The sequence below is a fragment of the Pseudoalteromonas sp. XMcav1-K genome, from assembly GCF_044005875.1.
Taxonomy (GTDB): Bacteria; Pseudomonadota; Gammaproteobacteria; order Enterobacterales; family Alteromonadaceae; genus Pseudoalteromonas; species Pseudoalteromonas spongiae.
Map to the genome: position 1 here is coordinate 91,877 of NZ_JBIPJE010000033.1, position 20,305 is coordinate 112,181.

A 20,305-nucleotide genomic window follows, 5' to 3' on the forward strand; every position below is an offset into this window, starting at 1 on the left:
ACAGTGTGCTTTTTTCTTGGTTAAATTGCAACAACACATAAGTCGAGTAGTGAGCGTGTCACATATGTTTGAAAGTATGGTGCAGTTTGAGCAGTTTTTCTCAAACTTAGAGAATAATAAATGGCATTCAGTTGCAGAGCCCTTTGAGCCAAGTGAAACATGTTTTGTTTTGCTTTCTACATTGCAGTCACAGCTTGAACCAAGCAGCGCGTTATTAACCTCGCTTTCAGCGCTGCCTGTGGCAGCGGTTGCAAAAATTGCACCTCACCCAGACTTATCCAGTGCGTTGGGCTTAAAAGTTAGCGCAAATGTAGCAGCTGTAAAAAAACAGCTGAGTGACTTTTTGGCGCCAAATCAAGCGTTAGAAGTTAATGTATTTGCAAATGCACCAACAATTAACCAACCTGGTTTGTTAGTTATGGACATGGACTCAACCGCTATTCAAATTGAATGCATCGATGAAATTGCCCGTTTAGCCAATGTGTATGACGAAGTGGCCAGTGTTACTCGCCAAGCAATGCAAGGGGCATTACCCTTCTCTGAAAGCCTGCGAAAACGCGTTGCAAAGTTAGAAGGTGTGTCGCTTGAGTTAATGGCAGAGCTTAAAGATAACCTACCGTTAATGCCGGGCGTAAAAGCACTGTGTCAGCATTTAAAAGCGAACGGATGGACGCTTGCCATTGCATCAGGCGGTTTTATTCCATTTGCTGAGCGTGTTCAAACATTACTTGAACTTGATGCGATTCACGCTAATACCTTAGAAGATAATTGTAAAACGCTTACCGGTAAGGTGTTGGGCACAATTGTTGATGCCGACGAAAAAGCACGTTTTTTAACGCAATATGCCAAAGAGCTTAATATTGATAAGTCGCAAACGATGGCAATGGGTGATGGTGCAAATGACTTAGTAATGATGGTTGCAAGTGGCCTTGGGGTTGCGGTTCATGGTAAGCCTCTTGTTGCTGAAACGGCAGATGTAGCGGTTAATTTTGGCAGCTTGTTGCAGGTGCTTTATTTCATTAGTTTGCCTGAATAAATAAGCGAAACACGGCCTGATTTAGTGTTACTAATTCAGGCTGAATAACATCGCAGCGCTTTAAATCTAATTAAATAGATCTACTCAAATAAATTGCTTAATTGGTATTGCGCTGTTTTAGACCAAAGCACTTTGCGTTTATTAAGGTTGCTTTGCACGTCTGGCGCAATGGCATAACGGGTTAAAACTTCCTGTGTGATATCAAGTGCATCACCTACACCAATAACCGACCACAATTCTTCTTCTAAATCTTTTGCTTTGTGCTGTGCATATTGGCTGATATAACCTAACTCTTTGGCAATATAATCGGTATCTGGTCGGCCAGTACGCGAAATATATAAACGAAAGGCAAAGAACAGATCTTCTCTAACACTTGCTGCAACAAAGGTTTTACGGTTATTAACTTGTTTGCAGTCAAGTAATTCAGTAACCAATGCTTTATCGGGATCGCGCTCTTTTGGCTGTAAGCGAACAAATAGATCAAATTGCAGCGGCGCATCATGACGCGCCATATCTTTAAGCGGTGCGCCAATTAAATTATCAAACGCGTTATGCTTAATTAAATGCTTAAACTCAAAGTTCTTAGTTAAGCTGGCCATATGGCTTAGCAATAAGTGACAGCTGCTTGGGTAAAGGCCTTTTGCAATGGCGCCAACTTTGATTTGAGAGCCGCGTTTGTGCAAATAAAACGGAAACTGGCAGACATTTTTCGTCACCATATTACGCAAAGCGGTCGAAAGCCCCGGCGTTTTGGGTGACTCTTCTGAAGCAACAAGCTTTGATTTATTGTTTTCAATCAACTGATTAAAAAAGCGTGAGCCTTGATGCTCCATATCGGTAGTTGGTTTATAGGTGCGTAAATTTACAACTGTTTTGGTTTTACTAACCGCCATTACTTCATAGGCTAATTTACTCAGCTGGTATTTCTTGGTTAGTTTTTGTAACTCAGGTAACGCGACCAGCAGCAAATCGCCTTTTTCATAATCGGTAGGGGCGGCAAGTTCAAGCTGTAAGCCATTCACCGAGAAATCCAATGTGTGGCCTGTTAGCTCACCTTTTTCTTCTTGTTCTAATTGAATAGGGGTTTTATATAAATAACGTGTTTCGTTGCGCAAGTTAATATAATCAAGTGCTACAAACTCAACATCTGGGTAGCTACGCAGTTTTTGATGACCATATTGTTTTAAGTGATTAACATGGCTTTTATCAAATGTAATTTTCTTTAACGTATCGCTTGACGATGCACTGGTGATGTCAGTTAACAACAATAAATATTTGGTATCTTTTACAATGCCTTGCACACGCGGAGAAGGTGGTTTATTGAGTTTAGCAACTTCGCTGCTAGCACTGTCTGGCAAGGATAAAGGAATATAACTGTCTTCGCTTGAGCACGGCATAAGCTGTACATTGAACACTCTAAAGCTCGGCTTTTGACTGGCAAAGCCCCAAAATAAATCACGTAAATTCGGAGTGTTATTTAGCTCGCTCTCGCTTGCTGAATAATAGAAAACCTTACCGTTATTAGTATGTGTAAAGCAGTATAAATTTATTTGCTTAACATCACCTGGCGTGTTTTGTAATTGGTTAATGCGGGCTGAATTTAATATTTGTGGCAGTACTGAGTTGCGATTTTCATCATTAAAATAGCGTGCAACATTTAAATTATTTTCGTTAGACAGCACTATATTCGGAATAACGCGCGCGTCTTTTACACTTAAAAATACAAACAGTGAGGCAACACGCGGCAAATAATATTGCTCATAGCCTTTTACAACAACGGCATCAAGGGTGTTATCTAGATTCACTTTATAACGGCGTTTATTGCCGTGAATAAAGCTTTTTAAAAATTCATCTATGGTTTTGTTGTCATCGCTGAAGGTGCGTTTCATACGCACATGATTTAGCTCTGCATTGACCGACTCAACGGCAACTACTTCGTATTCCAAACCGTTTTTAAGCCCTAACTCAAAGTCTTGCTCTAAACCCATTAGACGCATGCGAATGGTTTCGCCTTTACGTACTTGGTAGCGCGAATAGAGTTTTACTTTACAACCGCTGACGGAAATATCCGACGTAGATGCTTCAATTTCGCTGCCAGAGGGTAAAAACAGTTTTACTTTAATTGAGTAATTCATGCGCTCTTCTGAACGCGACTCGTATGAGGCAAAAGATACCCAATTGACGTTGGGCTTTTCTTCTTTTTTCTCGCTACTGCCAACTGGTTGAGGGGCAAGCTCGCCACGCTCTTGCGCTTTGCGTTGCATTACTTTGTGATTGTTTTCGGTGTTCATTACCGCTTCATAAACGGCAAGGGTGTAGCGTTTATAGCGGCGAATTCCTGCCTCAAATACATTGATGGCAATTTCATCCATAAAGTGCTGCTTACCGTTATAGCTGTAGGCGCGCACATCACCGGTTACTTGGCCGCGTAAATCAATAAAGCGATTGATTGGCTGAAGTAAACGGTTCATTTCCATTTTTATAAGGAACCGTTCCGAACTGCTTAATGTTTTGGTTTTTTTAGTAAAAATCGCATCAAAATTAGGGCGTCCCAAGTCGCGCTTGAGCTCTTCAATAAGCGATTGATACTTTATCAATACATCTTCAGCCATAAAAACGGATTGTTCCTTAATTTTTATTATTCTACTTGCTTGAATAGGTTAAGATATCAAACAATTTTGATTTTAGCTTGTCGCATTTAGCGGTGAAGCGTGATTTATTAACTGAAGCAATTACTATACCAGTATCCTAGCAAGAAACATTGATTTAACGAGTGTTAGGTGCATATTGCGTACAAATTTATAAGAGTCGGTTTTTATGGCTAAAAATAAAACTGCATTTGTTTGCAGTGAGTGTGGCGCAGAATTCGCCCGTTGGCAAGGTCAATGTGGTGAATGTAAAGCGTGGAATACGGTGACTGAATTTCGTGTGCCATCAATTAAGCAAACACCAAGAAGTGGTGGCGCAACAGCCGGTTATGCGGGCGCGATTGAAGCTAAGGTGCAAACCTTAGATGAGGTTAATCTTGAACAATTGCCACGTTTTACAACAGGCTTTGCTGAATTTGACCGTGTACTGGGTGGCGGTGTGGTGCCGGGTAGTGCAATTTTAATTGGTGGTTCTCCAGGTGCAGGTAAAAGTACCTTACTGCTACAAACCATGTGTTTGCTCGCACAAAATATGAATACCTTGTACGTTACCGGTGAAGAATCGTTGCAGCAGGTGGCAATGCGAGCGAAACGCCTTGGTTTACCCACCGATAAACTGAAAACCCTCGCTGAAACCAATGTAGAAACGATTTGCCAATTAGCGCTTAGAGAAAAGCCACAAATCATGGTTATTGACTCAATTCAGGTCATGCATATGGCCGATATTCAGTCGGCACCAGGCAGTGTATCGCAAGTTCGAGAAGGTGCTGCTTATTTGACGCGTTTTGCCAAGCAAAACCAAGTGGCGATTATTATGGTTGGCCATGTTACGAAAGATGGCTCTTTGGCTGGTCCGAAAGTGCTAGAGCATTGTATTGACTGTTCTATTTTACTTGAAGGAAGTAGCGATAGCCGCTTTAGAACGCTGCGTGGCAACAAAAACCGCTTTGGTGCGGTAAATGAATTAGGCGTATTTGCCATGACAGGGCAAGGCTTAAAAGAAGTCAGTAACCCATCGGCTATTTTCTTAAATCGTTCAGACGAGCAAACACCAGGTTCGCTGGTAATGGTGATTTGGGAAGGCACACGACCGCTACTGGTTGAGGTGCAAGCATTGGTAGATTATTCGCAGCTTGGTAACCCAAGGCGCGTTACGGTTGGTCTTGAACAGAACCGCTTGGCGATGTTACTAGCAGTATTGCACCGCCATGGTGGTCTGCAAGTATCTGATCAAGATGTATTTGTTAACGTGGTGGGTGGTGTAAAAGTTACTGAAACCAGCGCCGACTTAGCCCTTATTACCGCACTTGTTTCAAGCTTTAAAAATGCCTCACTGGCACGCGAATTAGTGGTATTTGGTGAAGTGGGCCTAGGCGGTGAAATTCGTCCTGTGCCAAGTGGTGTTGAGCGATTAAAAGAAGCGGCAAAGCATGGCTTTAAACGCGCTATTGTGCCGATAGCTAATAAACCAAAAGAGCAAATTGAAGGTATGGAAGTGATAGGGGTAAGTTCGCTGTCACAAGCGTTGGAAGCGCTGTTTTAATACCAATTCACTTAAATAGCTGATCATCCTAGCGGGCTAAATATCATGCTAACTGCGTTAGAATTTATCAATGTAGAACAACTACATAAGAAAAATTCCGCCTTGTTAGCATTTCATTTATCCAGCGCAATCCCTGATCACATACTTAACAGAGTTGGTATAATTTCTTTTTATCTTATGAATTAGCTATAAAAAAAGCAGCGTAACGCTGCTTTTTTTATGCTGTTTTGACGTGGTTATTAGTGAAGAATACGTGCGCGAATCGTACCGTCGATGGCGCGTAGCTCTTTTAATGCCACTTCTGAATGATCTGTTTCTACATCAATTACTACGTAACCAATGGTTTCGTTTGTTTGCAGGTATTGCGCTGCGATATTAATACCGTGTTGGGTAAACGCTTGGTTAATTTGCGTTAGTACACCCGGTTGGTTGTGGTGAATGTGCAATAGGCGGCTGCGATTAGCCAGCTCTGGCAACGATACTTCAGGGAAGTTAACAGCCGATACCGTTGAACCGTTGTCTGAGTACTTGGCGAGTTTACCTGCTACTTCAACACCAATGTTTTCTTGCGCTTCTTGGGTTGAACCACCAATGTGTGGCGTTAGAATCACGTTATCAAATTCGCGCAGTGGTGAAACAAATTCTTCGTCGTTACCTTTTGGCTCAACTGGGAATACATCAATAGCTGCCCCGGCGATTTTCTTTTCTTGCAAGCTGCTGGCAAGCGCATCAATGTCCACTACCGTACCGCGTGACGCGTTGATTAAAATGGCGCCCTGCTTCATAACTTCTAGTTCTGCAGCACCAATTAGGTTTTTGGTTTGCGCTGTTTCAGGTACGTGTAGGCTAATTACATCGGATGTTTGTAATAACTGCGTTAAATTTTGTACTTGCGTCGCATTACCAAGTACCAGCTTATCTTCAATATCGAAGAACTGTACTTTCATGCCGATGTTTTCAGCCATAATACTTAGCTGCGTACCAATATGGCCGTAACCAATAATACCTAAGGTTTTACCACGTGCTTCAAATGAACCTGCAGCTGATTTTTGCCATTCACCGCGATGTGCTTTGGCGTTTTTCTCAGGAATACCGCGTAATAGCAGTAGAATTTCACCGAGTACTAGTTCAGCTACTGAACGTGTATTTGAGAACGGAGCATTGAATACTGGAATGCCAAATTTCTGCGCTGCATCTAGTGATACTTGATTGGTACCAATGCAAAAACAGCCGATAGCAACCAGTTTATCTGCTTGTTCAAGTACAGCTTCAGTTAAGTGAGTACGTGAGCGAATACCAACGAAATGTGCGTCGCGTAAACGCTCAATCAGTTCAGGCTCAGGCAAGGACGTTTTAACATAATCAATATTGGTGTAACCATTACGCTTAAGTGTTTCAACGGCACTTTGGTGCACGCCTTCAAGCAGTAAAATTTTAATTTTGTCTTTTGCTAACGATACCTTGCTCATAACCTTTCCTAAATATTACTTCAGCGTTTTAGGTCCTTGTGGTGTACCTACAATCACTGTGTTTGCGCCGCGCTCGGCAAATAAACCATTGGTCACTACACCAACAATTTGATTTATTTTTTGTTCAGTTTGTTTGGCGTTGTCGATATGCATATTGTGCACGTCTAAAATGACATTACCGTTATCTGTGATAACGCCTTCGCGATAAACTGGGTCACCACCAAGGTGTACTAATTCTCGTGCTACATAGCTGCGTGCCATTGGAATCACTTCAACCGGTAATGGGAAGTTGCCAAGTACATCAACAAGCTTTGTTTCATCAACAATACAAACAAACTGTTTAGCAACTGCTGCCACGATTTTTTCACGTGTTAACGCAGCACCGCCACCTTTGATCATTTCGTTAAGTGAGTTGATTTCATCTGCGCCATCAACATACACACTTAAACTATCAACATCGTTCAATTCGAAAATCTCAATACCGAGTGCTTTTAGCTTTTCAGTTGAGGCTTCTGAACTTGAAACGGCACCGCGAATGTCATCTTTAATGCTCGCAAGTGCATCAATAAAGTGGTTAACCGTTGAACCTGTGCCAACACCAACGATGCTGTCTTTTTCAACGTATTCCAGTGCTGCCCATGCAGCTGCTTTTTTCATTTCATCTTGAGTCATAGGTAAAGGCCTAATGTTTGAACGGATTTTAGAGTTGTAAGTATTATACCTAGTTGCACCTTACATGCTTACCATAAATAACACTTTTTTGGCGTTACTATGGTTTTAAGTGGTACATCCCAACTTTCAATCGGTAATTGGTCAATGTGTTGGCAATCATGGGCAAGGCCGATAATTTCGGGCTTGGTGCGTTGTTCGCGATAATATTTAGCGAGCGTACGATCATAATAGCCGCCACCCATACCAAGGCGGTTACCTTGTTGGTCAAAAGCGACAAGTGGTGTGCAAAGCACATCTAAGTCTTCAACCAAACAAACCTGACTACAATTTAACTTGGGTTCCAAGATACCATAGCGATTTGGCGTCATGGGTGAATTTTTCTCATACCTTTGAAAGAGTAAGTAACCGTGGCAAAAGGGGTGTAGTACAGGCAGGTAAACTTCGATGCTTTTACGCCATAATTCCTCAATTATCAATGAGGTATCAATTTCGCTATCGTTTGATAAGTAGATCCCAACTCGGCGTATACTGGCGTTTTTAAAGTGTTGAAAAATGTTCACGTTAATTTTTTTCGCGGCTTCAAGTTGTTCAATTTCTGAAAGTTGAGCGCGACGTTCTCGCATTAACTTGCGAATATTTTGACGTTCCATAGCAATATTTAACTATTAAAAGGGCAGTAGATTAGGAAATGCGACAATTACACCAAGTAAAGACAGCAAAATGGCAATTAAAGCAAAGAACAACCAATTGATATTTTTTGGTTTGTTATTTGATTCAGCGGTTTCATCAAACTCAAGCTCTTCGCCCCAACTGTTATTTTCGAGCTCTAAGTCCATTTCGCCATTTTGTTCTTGTTGCAGGCGAGCTAAGTCATCGACTTTTTCTTCAAGGCGAATAATTGATGTGGTTATATAGTCAAGCGCAGCCAAAATGCGCTGGTCGACATCGTGCTCAGGTTCTTGTGTTTGCGCTTTGTTTGCATTGACTATTTTGACTTTAATGCCGAGCGCAGAGAAGGTTTTTTGCTGTTTTATTGCTTTATCTTGCGAGATAGGACTAAAAATGAGCTTGCCCGCAAGAAACTGTGTAGCTTTTGCATCAGACAGTTTTAATTTTGTTGTTAAGATTGTTTTCGCCTGTTCAGTGGTGACATTGTTACTTAATTGGGCGAATTGAATGCGATAGCTCATATACTTAGCAAAATTAATTGTTTTGCTAAGTATATAGTTGTTAAAAGCTTTTTTGCAAAGTTAAAAAGCAGCAAGAACTGCTGCTTTTTAATGTGATTAGTACTTAGCTGGACCTGAAGGCAAGGAGTTTAAAATAAACTCGCGTACATCTTGGTTTGATGTTTCTAAATCAGCGCGGCGAAGGTACATCATGTGCCCGCTTTCGTAGCCTTTAAAGCTTAAGCGTTCACGCATTTTGCCGCTCGGATCAAGTTGCCACATAGTGTACTTGGCATCAAAGTAATTTGTTGCGCCATCAAAATAACCAGATTGCACCATTACATTCAAATAGGGGTTTTGCGCCATTGCCAAGCGCAGATTCTCGCCAGTTTTATTATTGCTGCGGTCCCACGGGTGAACCGAACCAAACATGTTGTATTTTAGATCTGTTTTGTAGCCGAGCTCTTGTTGTAGGTAGTAATTAATTGCTGGTGTAAATGAGTGCAACCATGAGGTTAGTTCAGCCCAATAATCAGGGCGACTGCCAGCATCACGCTTATCGATACCTTTATAACGAGAATCTAAACGACCCACAGTAAAGCCATCTTCGCGCAGCAATTCTTTCCAAAACGCGGCATTAGGAATATCAAGATTATTGCGTAGTACAAAGGTTTCGCTCAGAGCCGTGTATTTAGCGATGGTTGCGGCAATTTGTTGTTTTTCATCAATATTAATAAAGCCACCTTTGCTAATTGCAGGGATCGCTTTATTGATTGTAAAGTCTTCAACTTCGGCTAAAAACGTTGTTAGTGGCATGTTCTGGTATTTAGCATCTAACTTGTTGTGATACCAAGCCGTTGCGGCAAAGTAAGGAATGCGATTAGCGGCTTCAACTGGGCCTTCGCGTTTAATCCCAATTTCAGTAGGTGATACTAAGATTACGCCATTTAGGTACATCCATTGGCGATTTTGCAATTCAAGTGCAAGACCAGAAACACGTGTTGTACCGTAACTTTCACCAATTAGAAATTTTGGTGATAACCAGCGGTTGTTACGTGTTACAAAGGTATTAATCCAATCAGCTAGGTATTTAATATCGGCATTAACACCAAAAAATAACTCTTTTTGTTTATCTTTACTTGGCAATTCACCTTTGTCATTTTCAAGAACACGAGAGTAACCTGTGTTTACTGGATTAACGTAGACAATATCAGCGACATCAAGCACAGAGTAAGGGTTACTTTTAACGCCATAAGGCTGAACTGGATAGCCTTCGTCATCAATATTTAAGATTTTAGGGCCTGTGTAAGCAAGGTGCATCCAAACCGAAGCCGAACCAGGTCCACCATTAAACGAAATAAGTAATGGGCGTTTGCCATAGTCTTTCACACCTGACTTTTGATAATACGTGTAATGCAAACTGGCAATCGCGTTACCTTGCTCATCCCATACCGGTTGCGTGCCAATTGTTGCACTGTACTTAACCTTGTTACCTAAGATTTTTACTTGGTGATTAGAGGTTTGTTTACTATCGATTGTTATTTTTCTATCAGTGGCTTGTGATTGGTTTGATATCACAAGCGCTGAAAAAACGACTAACTGAATAAGCTTTTTCATGTTGGCCCTGTTGTTAAACATGTGGATTAGGTTAGCAAGCAGACTACTTAATTTTTGCTTGTGCGGTCAAAGAGAGTGAGACCAATATAGGCATTTTTTCGTTGAATTACTAAATCTACCCTATACTGATTAATGACGTATATAAAACAATGATGCACTTTGACTTTTTACATGTAAGTCGTTTTTACTGCGTAACAAGCATTGTATTTAAAACGCTATTAAATGGTTAAAGCAAAAAAACAAACCCATTGTTTGTATCGATACGTACAGTAACTATGAGCGATATTGTCACCGCTAACTGATTCAATTAAGGAGAAAGTTATGCCTCAAACTCCAGTAGCAGATAAGCATGCGACTTTTGCCAGATGTTTAGAGTGCAATAAGGTTGGACTATTTGCCCCTCTGCATTGGCTTGCCCTTGGTTTTAAAGATATGGCGAGTGCGCCAATTTTAAGCCTATTTTATGGTGTTGTGTTTAGTATTATCCCTGTCGCGATTTTATATTTTGTCTATCAATCAGGTACCCATCTCGTTATTTTACCCGCCACCGTGGCATTTGCCCTAATTGGGCCAGCTTTTGCTGTTGGCTTATACGATATTGCGTGGGAACTGGAAAAGCAGCACAAACCCACACTAAGTCATAGTTTAAGGTCAATGTTTCGAAACCCAGTTGGCGAGTGGGGTTTTGCGGTACTGTTAATGGTGATTATGATTATTTGGATGCGTTTAGCGGCACTGGTGCATGCGTTATACCCAAATAGTGTTAATCCAACATTTGACGAGCTCTCGGCGTTTTTAACCTTAGGGTCGTTAATTGGTGCCGTTATGCTCGGTAGTGTATTTGCTATTTCTGCGTTTACACCGCAAATCATGATGGAGCGCCGAGTGGATATTATGACTGCTGTGGTGTCATCGATACATGCAGTAAAAGAAAATATTGGTGCCATGATTGTTTGGGCATTTTGCATTGTTGCTTTGGTGGCATTAGGCTTTTTGACTGGCGCAACAGGGTTTATTGTAATAATGCCGCTGCTTAGCTATGCAAGCTGGCATGGTTATATCGCCATCATAAAACACAAAGGCCCTCGCGGTTACGAGTAATAAGGGGCGGTTATCTTTTCACGTTCGTTTTTGCAGCTGTTTGATTGAGTTTTATGCAAGGCTGAGGCTCCGTGGCATAGATATGCTATGTGAGTCAGCCGATAACACCGTAAAAAGCTAATTAAGCGTTGAGCGATTTTCGCTTAGATTTCTGAGTAACTCATCGAGCGTCGCAATAAACATACGCTCAGAGAGAACAAAAATAGCACTGAAAAGATCAGCTGGCCCTAGTATATTTTAAAAAAAGGGGAACGTTTGTTTCCCTTTTTTTCATGGTTATGTGGTATAACGGGAGCACAATAACAAGCCTGCGTGCAGGTAACAAAAGCTTAGTTGGAGTGTAACTATGCAACGAATTCTAATCGTTGAAGATAGTAAAATGGTGCAGCAAGTGTTGCGCCATCTAGTCGCGCAGTATTTATCTGTTCCCGTTGATTTTGCCGCATCGCTGAGAGAGTCGGCAGGACTTATCAAAAATAATAAGTATACCCTAGCGCTGGTGGATTTGAACTTACCTGATGCGAGTAACGGTGAAGTAGCCACACTGACTTTACGTTGTGGTATTCCAACACTTGTTTTAACTGGCAGTATTGATGAGTTCAAGCGTCAGCAAATGCTGGAAATGGGTGTGGTGGATTACGTACTAAAAGAAAATCGCGATTCATATATCTATGCAGTAAAGCAGTTGGGGCAACTATTAGGTAACCAAGGAACTAAAGTATTAATTGCCGACGATTCGCAAACTAGCCGTACTATGATGCGTCAAAACTTAGAGCGCTTGTTGTACCATGTTGAGGAAGCCGAAGATGGTGAGCAAGCGTATCAAAAGCTACTAGCTGATGAGAGCATTAAGTTGCTACTCACCGACTTTGCGATGCCGAAAAAAGATGGTTTTGAATTAGTTAAAAGTATTCGCTCAAAACGAGGGCGTGATAGTTTAGGTATTATTGGTATTTCAGGTTCTGGCAATCATAGTTTATCTGCCAAGTTTATTAAGCATGGCGCGAATGACTTTTTAACAAAGCCTTTCGCACCAGAAGAGTTTCATTGTCGTGTAATGATGACAATGGAACAGCTTAACCTAATAGAGACCATTAAAGATTCGGCGAACAAAGATTATCTAACAGGGCTTTATAACCGTCGTTACTTCTATCAAACGTCAGAGAAAATCATTGCAGAGCAACCGTTATTAAGTATTGCCGTCATTGATATCGATCACTTCAAGCAAATAAATGATAGTTACGGACACCAAGCGGGCGATGAAGTCTTGAGCTTTTTATCAAATAAGTTAACAGAGCAATTTGGTGATGCACTGATGGCACGTCTCGGCGGGGAAGAATTTGCGGTGCTGTTTAGAGGTGAAGATCAGGATGCAGCATTTGAAAAACTTGATGAATTGCGTTTTTCACTCGCGAATATGCAAGTTGAAGCGGCGGGTCAGTTTATTAGCTTGTCTATCAGTGCGGGTGTTGCTCAATTGCAGCAAGATGAAGAACTGACAGAGCTAATTAATCGCGCTGATGTGGCACTTTATGATGCGAAAGGTGGTGGCCGAAATCAGGTGGTGATCCACCAATAAAGCCAACCTTTAAAGAGTAAGCTAAGAGTGCTCTACTGACACTCTTAGCTTTTAATATTGCTGAAATCTGAAATCTGAAATCTGAAATCTGAAATCTGAAATCTGAAATCTTACAGCTGCGTAAACTCAAGTAGCTGTCTTAATTTGGTTGCTTGTCTGCGAGAGATTTCAACCGTTTGACCATTGCTTAGCGTCGCTGTTAAGCCATAGCTAATCGCCTGTTCCATACTTTCAATTGCATCTAAACGAATAATGTCAGAGCGACTGGCACGGAAATAATGTCTTTCGTCTAATTTTGCTTCAATTTTATTAAGCGAGCTGTGTAAGTACGCTTTACCGTGCGGTGTATAAATCGCCGCGTGGTTACCAATTGACTCAAAACGAATGATCTCTTTCAGCTCAATAATGCGCATAGTTTCGCCGTATTTCACCATTAGTTTGTGATCATCCGGTAGGCCACTTGCCGATGCGCTTTGTTCAAGACGTTTTTCTAACTTTTCAATGCTTTCGGCTAAACGAGCAGGGTTTACTGGTTTTACTAAATAGTCCATCGCGTTTAGCGAAAACGCTTCTACGGCAAACTGGTCGTAAGCAGTACAGAAGATAATATTCACGTCATCACCGAGTGATTCTGCAAGCTCTAAACCGGTTGCGCCAGGCATATGAATATCTAAGAAGATTGCATCCGGTTTGTGCTCAGCGATTTTTTCACTCGCTTCTTCGGCATTTTTAGCCTCATCGACAATTTCAATTTGGCTATGTTTTGATAGTAGGCGTTTTAATTCACTGCGAGCAAGACGTTCGTCATCAACAATTATTATTCTAATACTCATTGTTAAAAGTTAACTCCATCGTGTAAGTGGTTGCATCACAGGTTTGTGTTGCACTGCAAACATTACCAAGGCCGAGCTTCGCAATAAGCTCGTTTAATGGCAAGTCACCTGACTTTATTTTTGGTGTTTGCGTTAATTTAAGTGTAAAAGTAAGCGCACCGCCAGTTTCACTGGTGCTTACAAGTAGTTCATTGTGGCTAACGCTGTAAATATCTTTTTTTATGAATACATACTCAACTATAGGAAGTAGCAAAGAGCATGCTAAAGGATATGGGCTGGAAAGCTTAGTGAACTGTTTTGTTATTGTAATTCGTTCTTCAAGGCGCAGCGCTTCTAAATCAAGCAAGTGTGCTAATTGAGTTAAGTCGTCGCTAACGCTGGTATTACCTACACCGTCGTTTAGTTGATAGCGAATTAACTCGGCAAGTTTGCCAAGTAAGTCGCTCGCTAAATCTTGATTTTCGAAAATCATATAGCGGATAGCATTCATGCTATTAAACAAGAAGTGTGGATTTAATGGTGCTTCCGCATTTTTTTCAAACATATAAAAAGAAAGTCTCTTTTTTGACAGACTATTCTGAGTCTATCGATTTTAAAATTATCTCGCCAATTAAAATGATAAACGGCAAAAAAGTGAGATGAATGGTTAGGCTGTTTTTTCTAGCTGTTGTTGCCAGTCAATTGGCAGTTCAATCACTACTTTTCTTCGCTTGCCGCTTTTAACTAAAACGATGCTGGCATCGTTACTATACTGGTGCTCTAAACGGCTTTTTACATTATCGAAATGTTCAGTATCTAAAAAGAACTTACCGTGGCTTTGATGCGCAATTTCGATACGATATTTTTGGTGTTTTATGAAGCTTGCTATCGTCAGTTCGCCGTTGCGGTTACGCGCAGTGTTGAGTAAAAACGAACAGATAAAAATAAGCGACATACTTGGGATATTAGGTGATATCTCAGCATCATGAAGCTTTAAGCTGTAACTACTTGGCGCACGCTTTTGTTCTTCAAGTAACTCTAGGTAATTGGCTAAACTGGCCAGTTCATCATTGAGCTTTGCATCGGCTGTTTTACTCGACATCAAGTTGTAACGAAAAAGGTCCGATGCTTTGGTCACAAGATCTGCCGCTTTTTCTTCATCAATATCAATTTGATGCTTAATCGCTTCCATGGTATCGAATAAAAACTCAGGGTTAACACGGTTGGTTAAAATTTGTAGTTTTTGCTTTTTAAGCAATAATGCGAGCTGCTTATAATTCGAAATACTAGCTGCAAGTACGTAACAGTATGCCCACACTAAATTAAACACAATATTATAAATAACATAGGCTACGAGTGACTCGCCTAAGCCATCCAAATGCATAATACTGTTTAAGTACTCTTCAAGAGAGTAAGGAACTAATGCGAGAAATATAGGTAAAAAATCTAAACCAATAATCACTAATGAAGTGATTGTGGAACTAGCTAATAGCAGTAAAAACAGTTTCCACTTAGTTTTAGCATAGGTTTTATAGTGTTTATAAATGCCGCGCAGCACGATATGAAATGCCGCAAATATCATTACGAGCTGGTAAGTGCTGAGAGCTAATGCACCGTACCAACCAAGTTGAAATATGGGTATTTCTTGGCCGTCAGGTTCTTGAAAAATCCCCCAGACACCTAAGAGAGTTACTAAGGCTGATACAAATAAGATCGGCCCTTGGTATCGCCAATAGTTAGGACTGGTATTTCGAATGTAACTGAAATTCATAACCGGATTTTGACCTTTTTAAATTGGCAATGTTAAACATGCGATATATTTATCGTCTTTAAACTCAGCGTTTAACGAGGCGTTTTCGTTATACATTAGCTGTAAGCGTTTAATTAGGTTTTCTTGCCCTGTACCTGTGCTTTCGACTTTATAGGTGCCTGTGTAAATTGGATTACTTACGGTCACCACAAGTTGGTTTTTTTGTTTAGCAATATCAACAATCAGCAGGCTTTGATCTTGCCTTGGCGCAATACCGTGCTTAATTGAGTTTTCAATTAATGTAAGAATGCCCATAGTGGGGACTTTGATATTTAAGCAGGTTTCATCTACATGCATTTCAATTAACAAGCGCTCTTCAAGGCGAATATGCTCAATATCAAGATAGAATTCACAAATGCGTAATTCTTCTTTTAATTTTACCGTAGGGTGCTTATTTGCTGTTAAGTTGTAGCGAAAAAGCTCATTTAGTTTATCGATTAACTCTTTAGCAAGCTGTTTATCTTCGAAAATCATACCGCGAATACTGTTTAATGAATTAAACAAAAAATGCGGATTAAGCTGACTCATTAGTAATGCAATCTGACTTTGCTTAAGTTGTGTTTTAACTTGGAAGCGACGTTTTAATGCTGACAACGGTAGATAGCAAAACAACCAAAAAAGGAATGCACCGAATTGAGACTTTAATTGTTTCGAAGAGGCACGATCAATCGCTTCTTGGTCTCCACTATGAATTTTCTCAAGTTCCTCTCGCGCTTTTAGTTGTGCTTGGTTAAATCCTTCTTTAAAACCTCTTTTAAATTCAGATTTAGCTGTCGCATTTGCTGATGTTTCATCTTGAGTGTCTGTGTTTTCTTCAACTTCGCTGTTTGTTTTAACCTGATTAAGCGGATCTTTATCAGGGTTTGCTCGATAATAGGTAATTTTGTTATGAATAGGCACAAACACATCTCTGCTTATATCGCGAATGCTCTTGCTAATAAATGAGCCAACACTAACAAAGACCAAACCACAGATGAGCACTTTTATAAATCCGGTTTCTTTGTTGCGCAAGAAATTAATAGGGGCGCGAATCAAAAAGTGAGTAATAAGAAAGAAGCTTAAAGCGCGTATACCTGCATACGCGAATGTGTTTGCAAGGCCATGCATTTCCTTGTCGGTGTCGATATTTGACAGTCCGAAAAATAATAATATGAGAGCAATTAAAGCTTGGATAACCCAATAAGCCATTTGCTTATATATCCTTTGTTATTGTTTTTTATTCCATTGAGTTAGTACGGCTCAGCATAACAGCTAACTCAGACATAGCATATTGTGTCAAAAACGGTCACCAAAGCAAGTTTTTGCTGTTTCATTTTTTGCACCAAAACGTTCACAAACCCACTATTGCTGCACCTTTGTGGTGCGTTAACTTTGTTGTAACACATTGTAAATTACATAACTTTATGAATTAGATAAAAAAATATTATTGGCATAAAGGTTGGATTTAGTAAGTACAAATAAAAAACAACAACAGGTACACGTTATGAAAATGATCAGCGCCATTATTAAGCCATTTAAGCTTGATGATGTTAGAGAAGCGATGTCAGATCTTGGCATTGAGGGCATGACAGTAGTCGATGTAAAAGGTTTTGGACGTCAACGCGGGCACACTGAGCTATATCGAGGCGCAGAGTACCAAGTTGATTTTATTCCAAAAATTAAAGTCGAAATTGCAACGCAAAGTGACAATGTTGACCGCGTGGTTGAGGCGATTACCAATGTGGCACAAACCGGCAAAATCGGTGACGGCAAAATTTTTGTCTATGACCTAGAGCAAATTGTTCGTATTCGTACGGGCGAGTTAGACGAAGCGGCAATTTAAGGGGAATGTCATGGAAAACACAGTAGTTGAATTAAAGTTTGCGCTCGACACATTTTACTTTTTAATGTCTGGCATCTTAGTAATGTGGATGGCTGCGGGTTTCGCAATGTTAGAAGCGGGCCTAGTACGCTCTAAAAACACCACTGAAATTTTAACTAAAAACGTCGCGCTTTACGCGATTGCATGTACGGTTTATCTGATTGTTGGTTACAACATTATGTATGTTGATAATGCCGAGGGTGGTTTTTTACCGTCATTGGGCATGCTGATTGGTACTGAAGCGGCAGATGCTGATCATGCATTGCAATCAGACTTTTTCTTCCAAGTTGTGTTTGTTGCAACGGCAATGTCGATTGTTTCAGGTGCAGTTGCTGAGCGCATGAAGTTATGGTCTTTCCTTGTTTTTTGTGTGGTGTTAACTGGTTTTATATACCCATTAGAAGGTTACTGGACTTGGGGCGGTGGCTTCTTATCTGAGATGGGGTTTGTTGATTTTGCAGGTTCAGGTATCGTACATATGGCGGGAGCAGCGGCTGCGCTTGCCGGTGTATTATTACTGGGTGCACGCAAAGGGAAGTATGGTAAAAATGGTGAAATCTACCCAATTCCGGGGTCTAATTTGCCGCTTGCAACACTAGGTACATTTATTCTTTGGATGGGTTGGTTTGGTTTTAATGGTGGTTCGCAATTGCTGCTATCAGATAAAGAAAATGCCACAGCAGTGAGTCAAATCTTACTGAACACGAATGCGGCAGCGGCTGCTGGCGCAATTTCAGCACTATTACTTTGTAAAGTGTTATGGCGTAAAGCTGATTTAACTATGGTATTGAATGGCGCACTTGCAGGTCTTGTTGTAATTACTGCAGAACCTGCATCGCCAAGCCCGTTACTTGCAGTGCTAGGTGGCGCGCTAGGTGGCAGCTTAGTTGTGTTCAGCATTGTGGCATTAGACAAAGCTAAAATCGATGACCCAGTGGGTGCGATTTCAGTTCACGGAGTATGCGGCTTCTTAGGCCTTATGCTAGTGCCGTTATCAAATAGTGATGCGACATTTGTAAATCAGTTAATTGGCGCAGTAGTAATCTTTGCCTTCGTGTTTGTGAGCTCATTTATTGTTTGGGCGGTACTTAAGAAAACCATGGGTATTCGGGTTGGCGAAGAAGAAGAAATTAATGGTATGGACCAGCACGATTGTGGTGTAGATGCGTACCCTGAGTTTGTTACCGTACGAGGTAATATCTAACCAGCTAGCTTGATTGAAGTTGTAAATATGTGAAAGCCCAATGCCTAATGGCGTTGGGCTTTTTTATTTGTAATATTATTCTATGCTTAGTACTGGTGCTATTAACGTGTTTAAACTATGAAAATAGACTTACTAATTGCGGAAGACGATATTTGTTTAAATGATCTTGTTGCCTCAAGTTTGACCGATGAATACTTAGTGTCGCAAGCGTATAATTTGGAGCAAGCGAAAGCCTTGTGCGATAAGTCTCAATTTAGTGTCATTGTTTTAGATTATTACTTTCCCGACGGCGATGGGGTTGAGCTTATTCATCATGTTAAAAAACAAGGTAAAACCCCAATTATAATTTTTCTCAGCGCATCTGAAGAGCTTGATGTCAAAATGAATGCATTCAATGCAGGTGCCGCAGACTGGATTGATAAGCGTTCATTTATCCCCCCTTTATTATTAATCAAAATTAAAAAAGCACTGGCTAACCGGCAAGAATTTGATGCCCTAAAAGAGGCTGAGCAACAGGCAAACACAGCAGTATTTTCTGCGATGTCAGATTCCTTTATGTGGGGTAATACGGCAAGAGCGATTCAAGGTTGCCTTTCTTGCACTAACTACAACGAGTTTTTAGTTCATATTTTTTCGTACTTACAAAGTTTAGAGCTCACGGCATCGGTAGCGTATAGCGAAAATAGTCAGATAAGCTACTGGGATAGTCCTTATGCACGTGCATGTGGTATGGAAGAAGATCTTTTTAAATTAGTAATGCAAAAAGACGAACGTATTATTAACGCTGGGCGTCGATATTTTTTCAAAGACAGTTATATCTGTATTTTAATTAAAAATATGCCTGAAGACGAAGTACGAAAAGGGCAAATTTTAGATGTGGTAGCGGCCTATATTGAATGTGCAAATCATCAAGTTAATATGCTTAATCAAGAATACGTAAAACAACTGTATTTTAAAAAAATTGCGTTTGAATTAGATGATTTACAGCAAAAAATGGGGCTTTTTACAGAACAAACCCAGCAAATTCAAAGTCATCAATCACTTAAGTTTTTTGAAATTTTTAGCCAACTAGAACTCACCAACGACGAAGAAAGTAAGTTAACTGAAGTAACTGATGACACGTTAATGAAGTTTGAAGAGCTTGCTTATAGTCATGTAAATATTATCAATAGCTTAAATAACGTGATTAAAGATTTTAAACGCCAATTATCTTAATCGGCTTGTAGCGGAAATGTTTCGATTGGTATATAGCGTAACTGGTTGTTAATGCGCGTCGAGTGAAAGAGTTTAAATTCACTATAGGTCACGTCAAACGGCGTGATTTTTCGTATTATTTGCGGGGGCTGTTTGCAGTTTCGTATTAGCGTAACGTGCGGGTGATAGGCAAACGGGTTAGTGTAAAGTTGCAGTTTTTCACCTTCATCGCGTAATGTATTGGCAAGCTGTGTTAATGAGTTGGGTTGGCTTGTTGGTTTTAAATAAAAAATTCCACTATTTTGCCAAAAGCTTGTCTCTTCAAAGCTCAAGCTAAATGGTGAAACCGATAAACAGCGTGCAAATTCAATTAAAGCTTCTTGTGTTTTAATTGGCACATTCGGTAAAAACGCTAAGGTTAAGTGCAAATTACTTTTTAATATAGGCTTACGTTTGCTTTCAACTTTTGATATTAACCAATTGAATATTTTAGATTTATCTTCTTCGCTAAAATCTAAGCCAAAAAATAGCCGTTTATTTTCTTGATTTTTATCTGTCATCTTTTAATATTTGCTTATGCGTATATATGT

18 protein-coding genes are annotated in these 20,305 nt (G+C 40.4%); 7 read left to right on the plus strand and 11 right to left on the minus strand.

What is annotated here, in order from left to right:
- Positions 1–64 precede the first annotated feature (64 nt).
- Positions 65–1,036: a phosphoserine phosphatase SerB gene (gene serB / locus ACHSBP_RS05605; protein WP_395388357.1), complete on the plus strand. Its 972-nt coding sequence runs from the start codon at positions 65–67 to the stop codon at positions 1,034–1,036.
- An 80-nt stretch (positions 1,037–1,116) separates the two neighbouring features.
- Here the strand turns inward: serB and ACHSBP_RS05610 are convergent, their stop codons facing one another.
- Positions 1,117–3,648 (minus strand): PilZ domain-containing protein, encoded by a 2,532-nt coding sequence (locus ACHSBP_RS05610; RefSeq protein WP_395388306.1) that lies wholly within the window; start codon positions 3,646–3,648, stop codon positions 1,117–1,119.
- A 205-nt stretch (positions 3,649–3,853) separates the two neighbouring features.
- Here ACHSBP_RS05610 and radA point away from each other — a divergent pair, with 205 nt between their 5' ends.
- Positions 3,854–5,227 carry a DNA repair protein RadA gene (radA, locus tag ACHSBP_RS05615; RefSeq protein ID WP_010561827.1) on the plus strand — a complete coding sequence of 458 codons (1,374 nt, stop codon included), beginning with the start codon at positions 3,854–3,856 and terminating at the stop codon, positions 5,225–5,227.
- A 239-nt stretch (positions 5,228–5,466) separates the two neighbouring features.
- Here the strand turns inward: radA and serA are convergent, their stop codons facing one another.
- The 5 genes from serA to ACHSBP_RS05640 all read right to left on the minus strand — a co-directional run bounded on the left by serA (position 5,467) and on the right by ACHSBP_RS05640 (position 10,154).
- Positions 5,467–6,696 (minus strand): phosphoglycerate dehydrogenase, encoded by a 1,230-nt coding sequence (gene serA / locus ACHSBP_RS05620; protein WP_010561826.1) that lies wholly within the window; start codon positions 6,694–6,696, stop codon positions 5,467–5,469.
- A 15-nt stretch (positions 6,697–6,711) separates the two neighbouring features.
- Positions 6,712–7,368 (minus strand): ribose-5-phosphate isomerase RpiA, encoded by a 657-nt coding sequence (gene rpiA, locus ACHSBP_RS05625; protein WP_010561825.1) that lies wholly within the window; start codon positions 7,366–7,368, stop codon positions 6,712–6,714.
- Positions 7,369–7,436: 68 nt separating this feature from the next.
- Positions 7,437–8,024, minus strand: coding sequence for a 5-formyltetrahydrofolate cyclo-ligase (locus tag ACHSBP_RS05630; RefSeq protein WP_395388358.1), 588 nt, complete (start codon positions 8,022–8,024; stop codon positions 7,437–7,439).
- A gap of 9 nt (positions 8,025–8,033) precedes the next feature.
- Positions 8,034–8,558 carry a hypothetical protein gene (locus ACHSBP_RS05635; protein ID WP_395388307.1) on the minus strand — a complete coding sequence of 175 codons (525 nt, stop codon included), beginning with the start codon at positions 8,556–8,558 and terminating at the stop codon, positions 8,034–8,036.
- 96 nt (positions 8,559–8,654) lie between these two features.
- Positions 8,655–10,154, minus strand: a complete 1,500-nt coding sequence (locus ACHSBP_RS05640; RefSeq protein WP_105170503.1) for a S10 family peptidase — start codon at positions 10,152–10,154, stop codon at positions 8,655–8,657.
- A 321-nt stretch (positions 10,155–10,475) separates the two neighbouring features.
- Between ACHSBP_RS05640 and ACHSBP_RS05645 the strand changes: the two genes are divergently transcribed.
- Both ACHSBP_RS05645 and ACHSBP_RS05650 read left to right on the plus strand, forming a co-directional pair.
- Complete coding sequence (locus ACHSBP_RS05645) at positions 10,476–11,255, plus strand: DUF2189 domain-containing protein (protein WP_010561821.1); 780 nt, start codon at positions 10,476–10,478, stop codon at positions 11,253–11,255.
- Positions 11,256–11,601: 346 nt separating this feature from the next.
- Entirely contained in the window at positions 11,602–12,834 is a 1,233-nt protein-coding gene (locus ACHSBP_RS05650; protein ID WP_395388308.1) for a diguanylate cyclase, read from the plus strand.
- A 110-nt stretch (positions 12,835–12,944) separates the two neighbouring features.
- Here ACHSBP_RS05650 and ACHSBP_RS05655 read toward each other — a convergent pair whose 3' ends face one another.
- The 4 genes from ACHSBP_RS05655 to ACHSBP_RS05670 form a co-directional block, all read right to left on the minus strand.
- The gene (locus ACHSBP_RS05655) at positions 12,945–13,667 is read right to left on the minus strand and encodes a LytTR family DNA-binding domain-containing protein (RefSeq protein ID WP_010561819.1); all 723 of its coding nucleotides are present in this window, start codon (positions 13,665–13,667) and stop codon (positions 12,945–12,947) included.
- Complete coding sequence (locus ACHSBP_RS05660; protein WP_395388309.1) at positions 13,657–14,211, minus strand: histidine kinase; 555 nt, start codon at positions 14,209–14,211, stop codon at positions 13,657–13,659. Before ACHSBP_RS05660 ends, ACHSBP_RS05655 begins: the two co-directional genes overlap by 11 nt.
- Positions 14,212–14,313: 102 nt before the next feature.
- Positions 14,314–15,417, minus strand: coding sequence for a histidine kinase (locus tag ACHSBP_RS05665; RefSeq protein ID WP_395388310.1), 1,104 nt, complete (start codon positions 15,415–15,417; stop codon positions 14,314–14,316).
- Positions 15,418–15,435: 18 nt separating this feature from the next.
- Positions 15,436–16,644: a sensor histidine kinase gene (locus ACHSBP_RS05670; RefSeq protein WP_395388311.1), complete on the minus strand. Its 1,209-nt coding sequence runs from the start codon at positions 16,642–16,644 to the stop codon at positions 15,436–15,438.
- Between the two features lie 295 nt (positions 16,645–16,939).
- On the opposite strand from ACHSBP_RS05670, the gene ACHSBP_RS05675 reads away from it, so the two are divergent.
- The 3 genes from ACHSBP_RS05675 to ACHSBP_RS05685 all read left to right on the plus strand — a co-directional run bounded on the left by ACHSBP_RS05675 (position 16,940) and on the right by ACHSBP_RS05685 (position 19,736).
- A complete protein-coding gene (locus ACHSBP_RS05675) occupies positions 16,940–17,278 on the plus strand; it encodes a P-II family nitrogen regulator (RefSeq protein WP_010561815.1) in 339 nt (112 codons plus the stop codon).
- A gap of 10 nt (positions 17,279–17,288) precedes the next feature.
- The gene (locus ACHSBP_RS05680) at positions 17,289–18,521 is read left to right on the plus strand and encodes an ammonium transporter (protein WP_010561814.1); all 1,233 of its coding nucleotides are present in this window, start codon (positions 17,289–17,291) and stop codon (positions 18,519–18,521) included.
- A gap of 117 nt (positions 18,522–18,638) precedes the next feature.
- On the plus strand, positions 18,639–19,736 hold the full coding sequence (locus tag ACHSBP_RS05685; RefSeq protein WP_395388312.1) for a response regulator: 1,098 nt from the start codon (positions 18,639–18,641) through the stop codon (positions 19,734–19,736).
- On the opposite strand, the gene thpR is transcribed toward ACHSBP_RS05685, so the two are convergent.
- A complete protein-coding gene (thpR, locus tag ACHSBP_RS05690) occupies positions 19,733–20,275 on the minus strand; it encodes an RNA 2',3'-cyclic phosphodiesterase (RefSeq protein WP_395388313.1) in 543 nt (180 codons plus the stop codon). The genes ACHSBP_RS05685 and thpR overlap by 4 nt on opposite strands.
- Positions 20,276–20,305 lie beyond the last annotated feature (30 nt).

Bases quoted from the DNA above. Each gene is read 5' to 3' on its own strand.
- ACHSBP_RS05680 (WP_010561814.1), top strand. From the start codon at position 17,289: ATGGAAAACACAGTAGTTGAATTAAAGTTTGCGCTCGACACATTTTAC.
- ACHSBP_RS05650 (WP_395388308.1), top strand. From the start codon at position 11,602: ATGCAACGAATTCTAATCGTTGAAGATAGTAAAATGGTGCAGCAAGTG.
- ACHSBP_RS05665 (WP_395388310.1), bottom strand. From the start codon at position 15,417: ATGAATTTCAGTTACATTCGAAATACCAGTCCTAACTATTGGCGATAC.
- radA (WP_010561827.1), top strand. From the start codon at position 3,854: ATGGCTAAAAATAAAACTGCATTTGTTTGCAGTGAGTGTGGCGCAGAA.
- ACHSBP_RS05685 (WP_395388312.1), top strand. From the start codon at position 18,639: ATGAAAATAGACTTACTAATTGCGGAAGACGATATTTGTTTAAATGAT.
- ACHSBP_RS05645 (WP_010561821.1), top strand. From the start codon at position 10,476: ATGCCTCAAACTCCAGTAGCAGATAAGCATGCGACTTTTGCCAGATGT.
- ACHSBP_RS05675 (WP_010561815.1), top strand. From the start codon at position 16,940: ATGAAAATGATCAGCGCCATTATTAAGCCATTTAAGCTTGATGATGTT.
- serA (WP_010561826.1), bottom strand. From the start codon at position 6,696: ATGAGCAAGGTATCGTTAGCAAAAGACAAAATTAAAATTTTACTGCTT.
- thpR (WP_395388313.1), bottom strand. From the start codon at position 20,275: ATGACAGATAAAAATCAAGAAAATAAACGGCTATTTTTTGGCTTAGAT.
- ACHSBP_RS05655 (WP_010561819.1), bottom strand. From the start codon at position 13,667: ATGAGTATTAGAATAATAATTGTTGATGACGAACGTCTTGCTCGCAGT.
- ACHSBP_RS05640 (WP_105170503.1), bottom strand. From the start codon at position 10,154: ATGAAAAAGCTTATTCAGTTAGTCGTTTTTTCAGCGCTTGTGATATCA.
- ACHSBP_RS05635 (WP_395388307.1), bottom strand. From the start codon at position 8,558: ATGAGCTATCGCATTCAATTCGCCCAATTAAGTAACAATGTCACCACT.
- serB (WP_395388357.1), top strand. From the start codon at position 65: ATGTTTGAAAGTATGGTGCAGTTTGAGCAGTTTTTCTCAAACTTAGAG.
- ACHSBP_RS05670 (WP_395388311.1), bottom strand. From the start codon at position 16,644: ATGGCTTATTGGGTTATCCAAGCTTTAATTGCTCTCATATTATTATTT.
- ACHSBP_RS05660 (WP_395388309.1), bottom strand. From the start codon at position 14,211: ATGTTTGAAAAAAATGCGGAAGCACCATTAAATCCACACTTCTTGTTT.
- ACHSBP_RS05610 (WP_395388306.1), bottom strand. From the start codon at position 3,648: ATGGCTGAAGATGTATTGATAAAGTATCAATCGCTTATTGAAGAGCTC.
- rpiA (WP_010561825.1), bottom strand. From the start codon at position 7,368: ATGACTCAAGATGAAATGAAAAAAGCAGCTGCATGGGCAGCACTGGAA.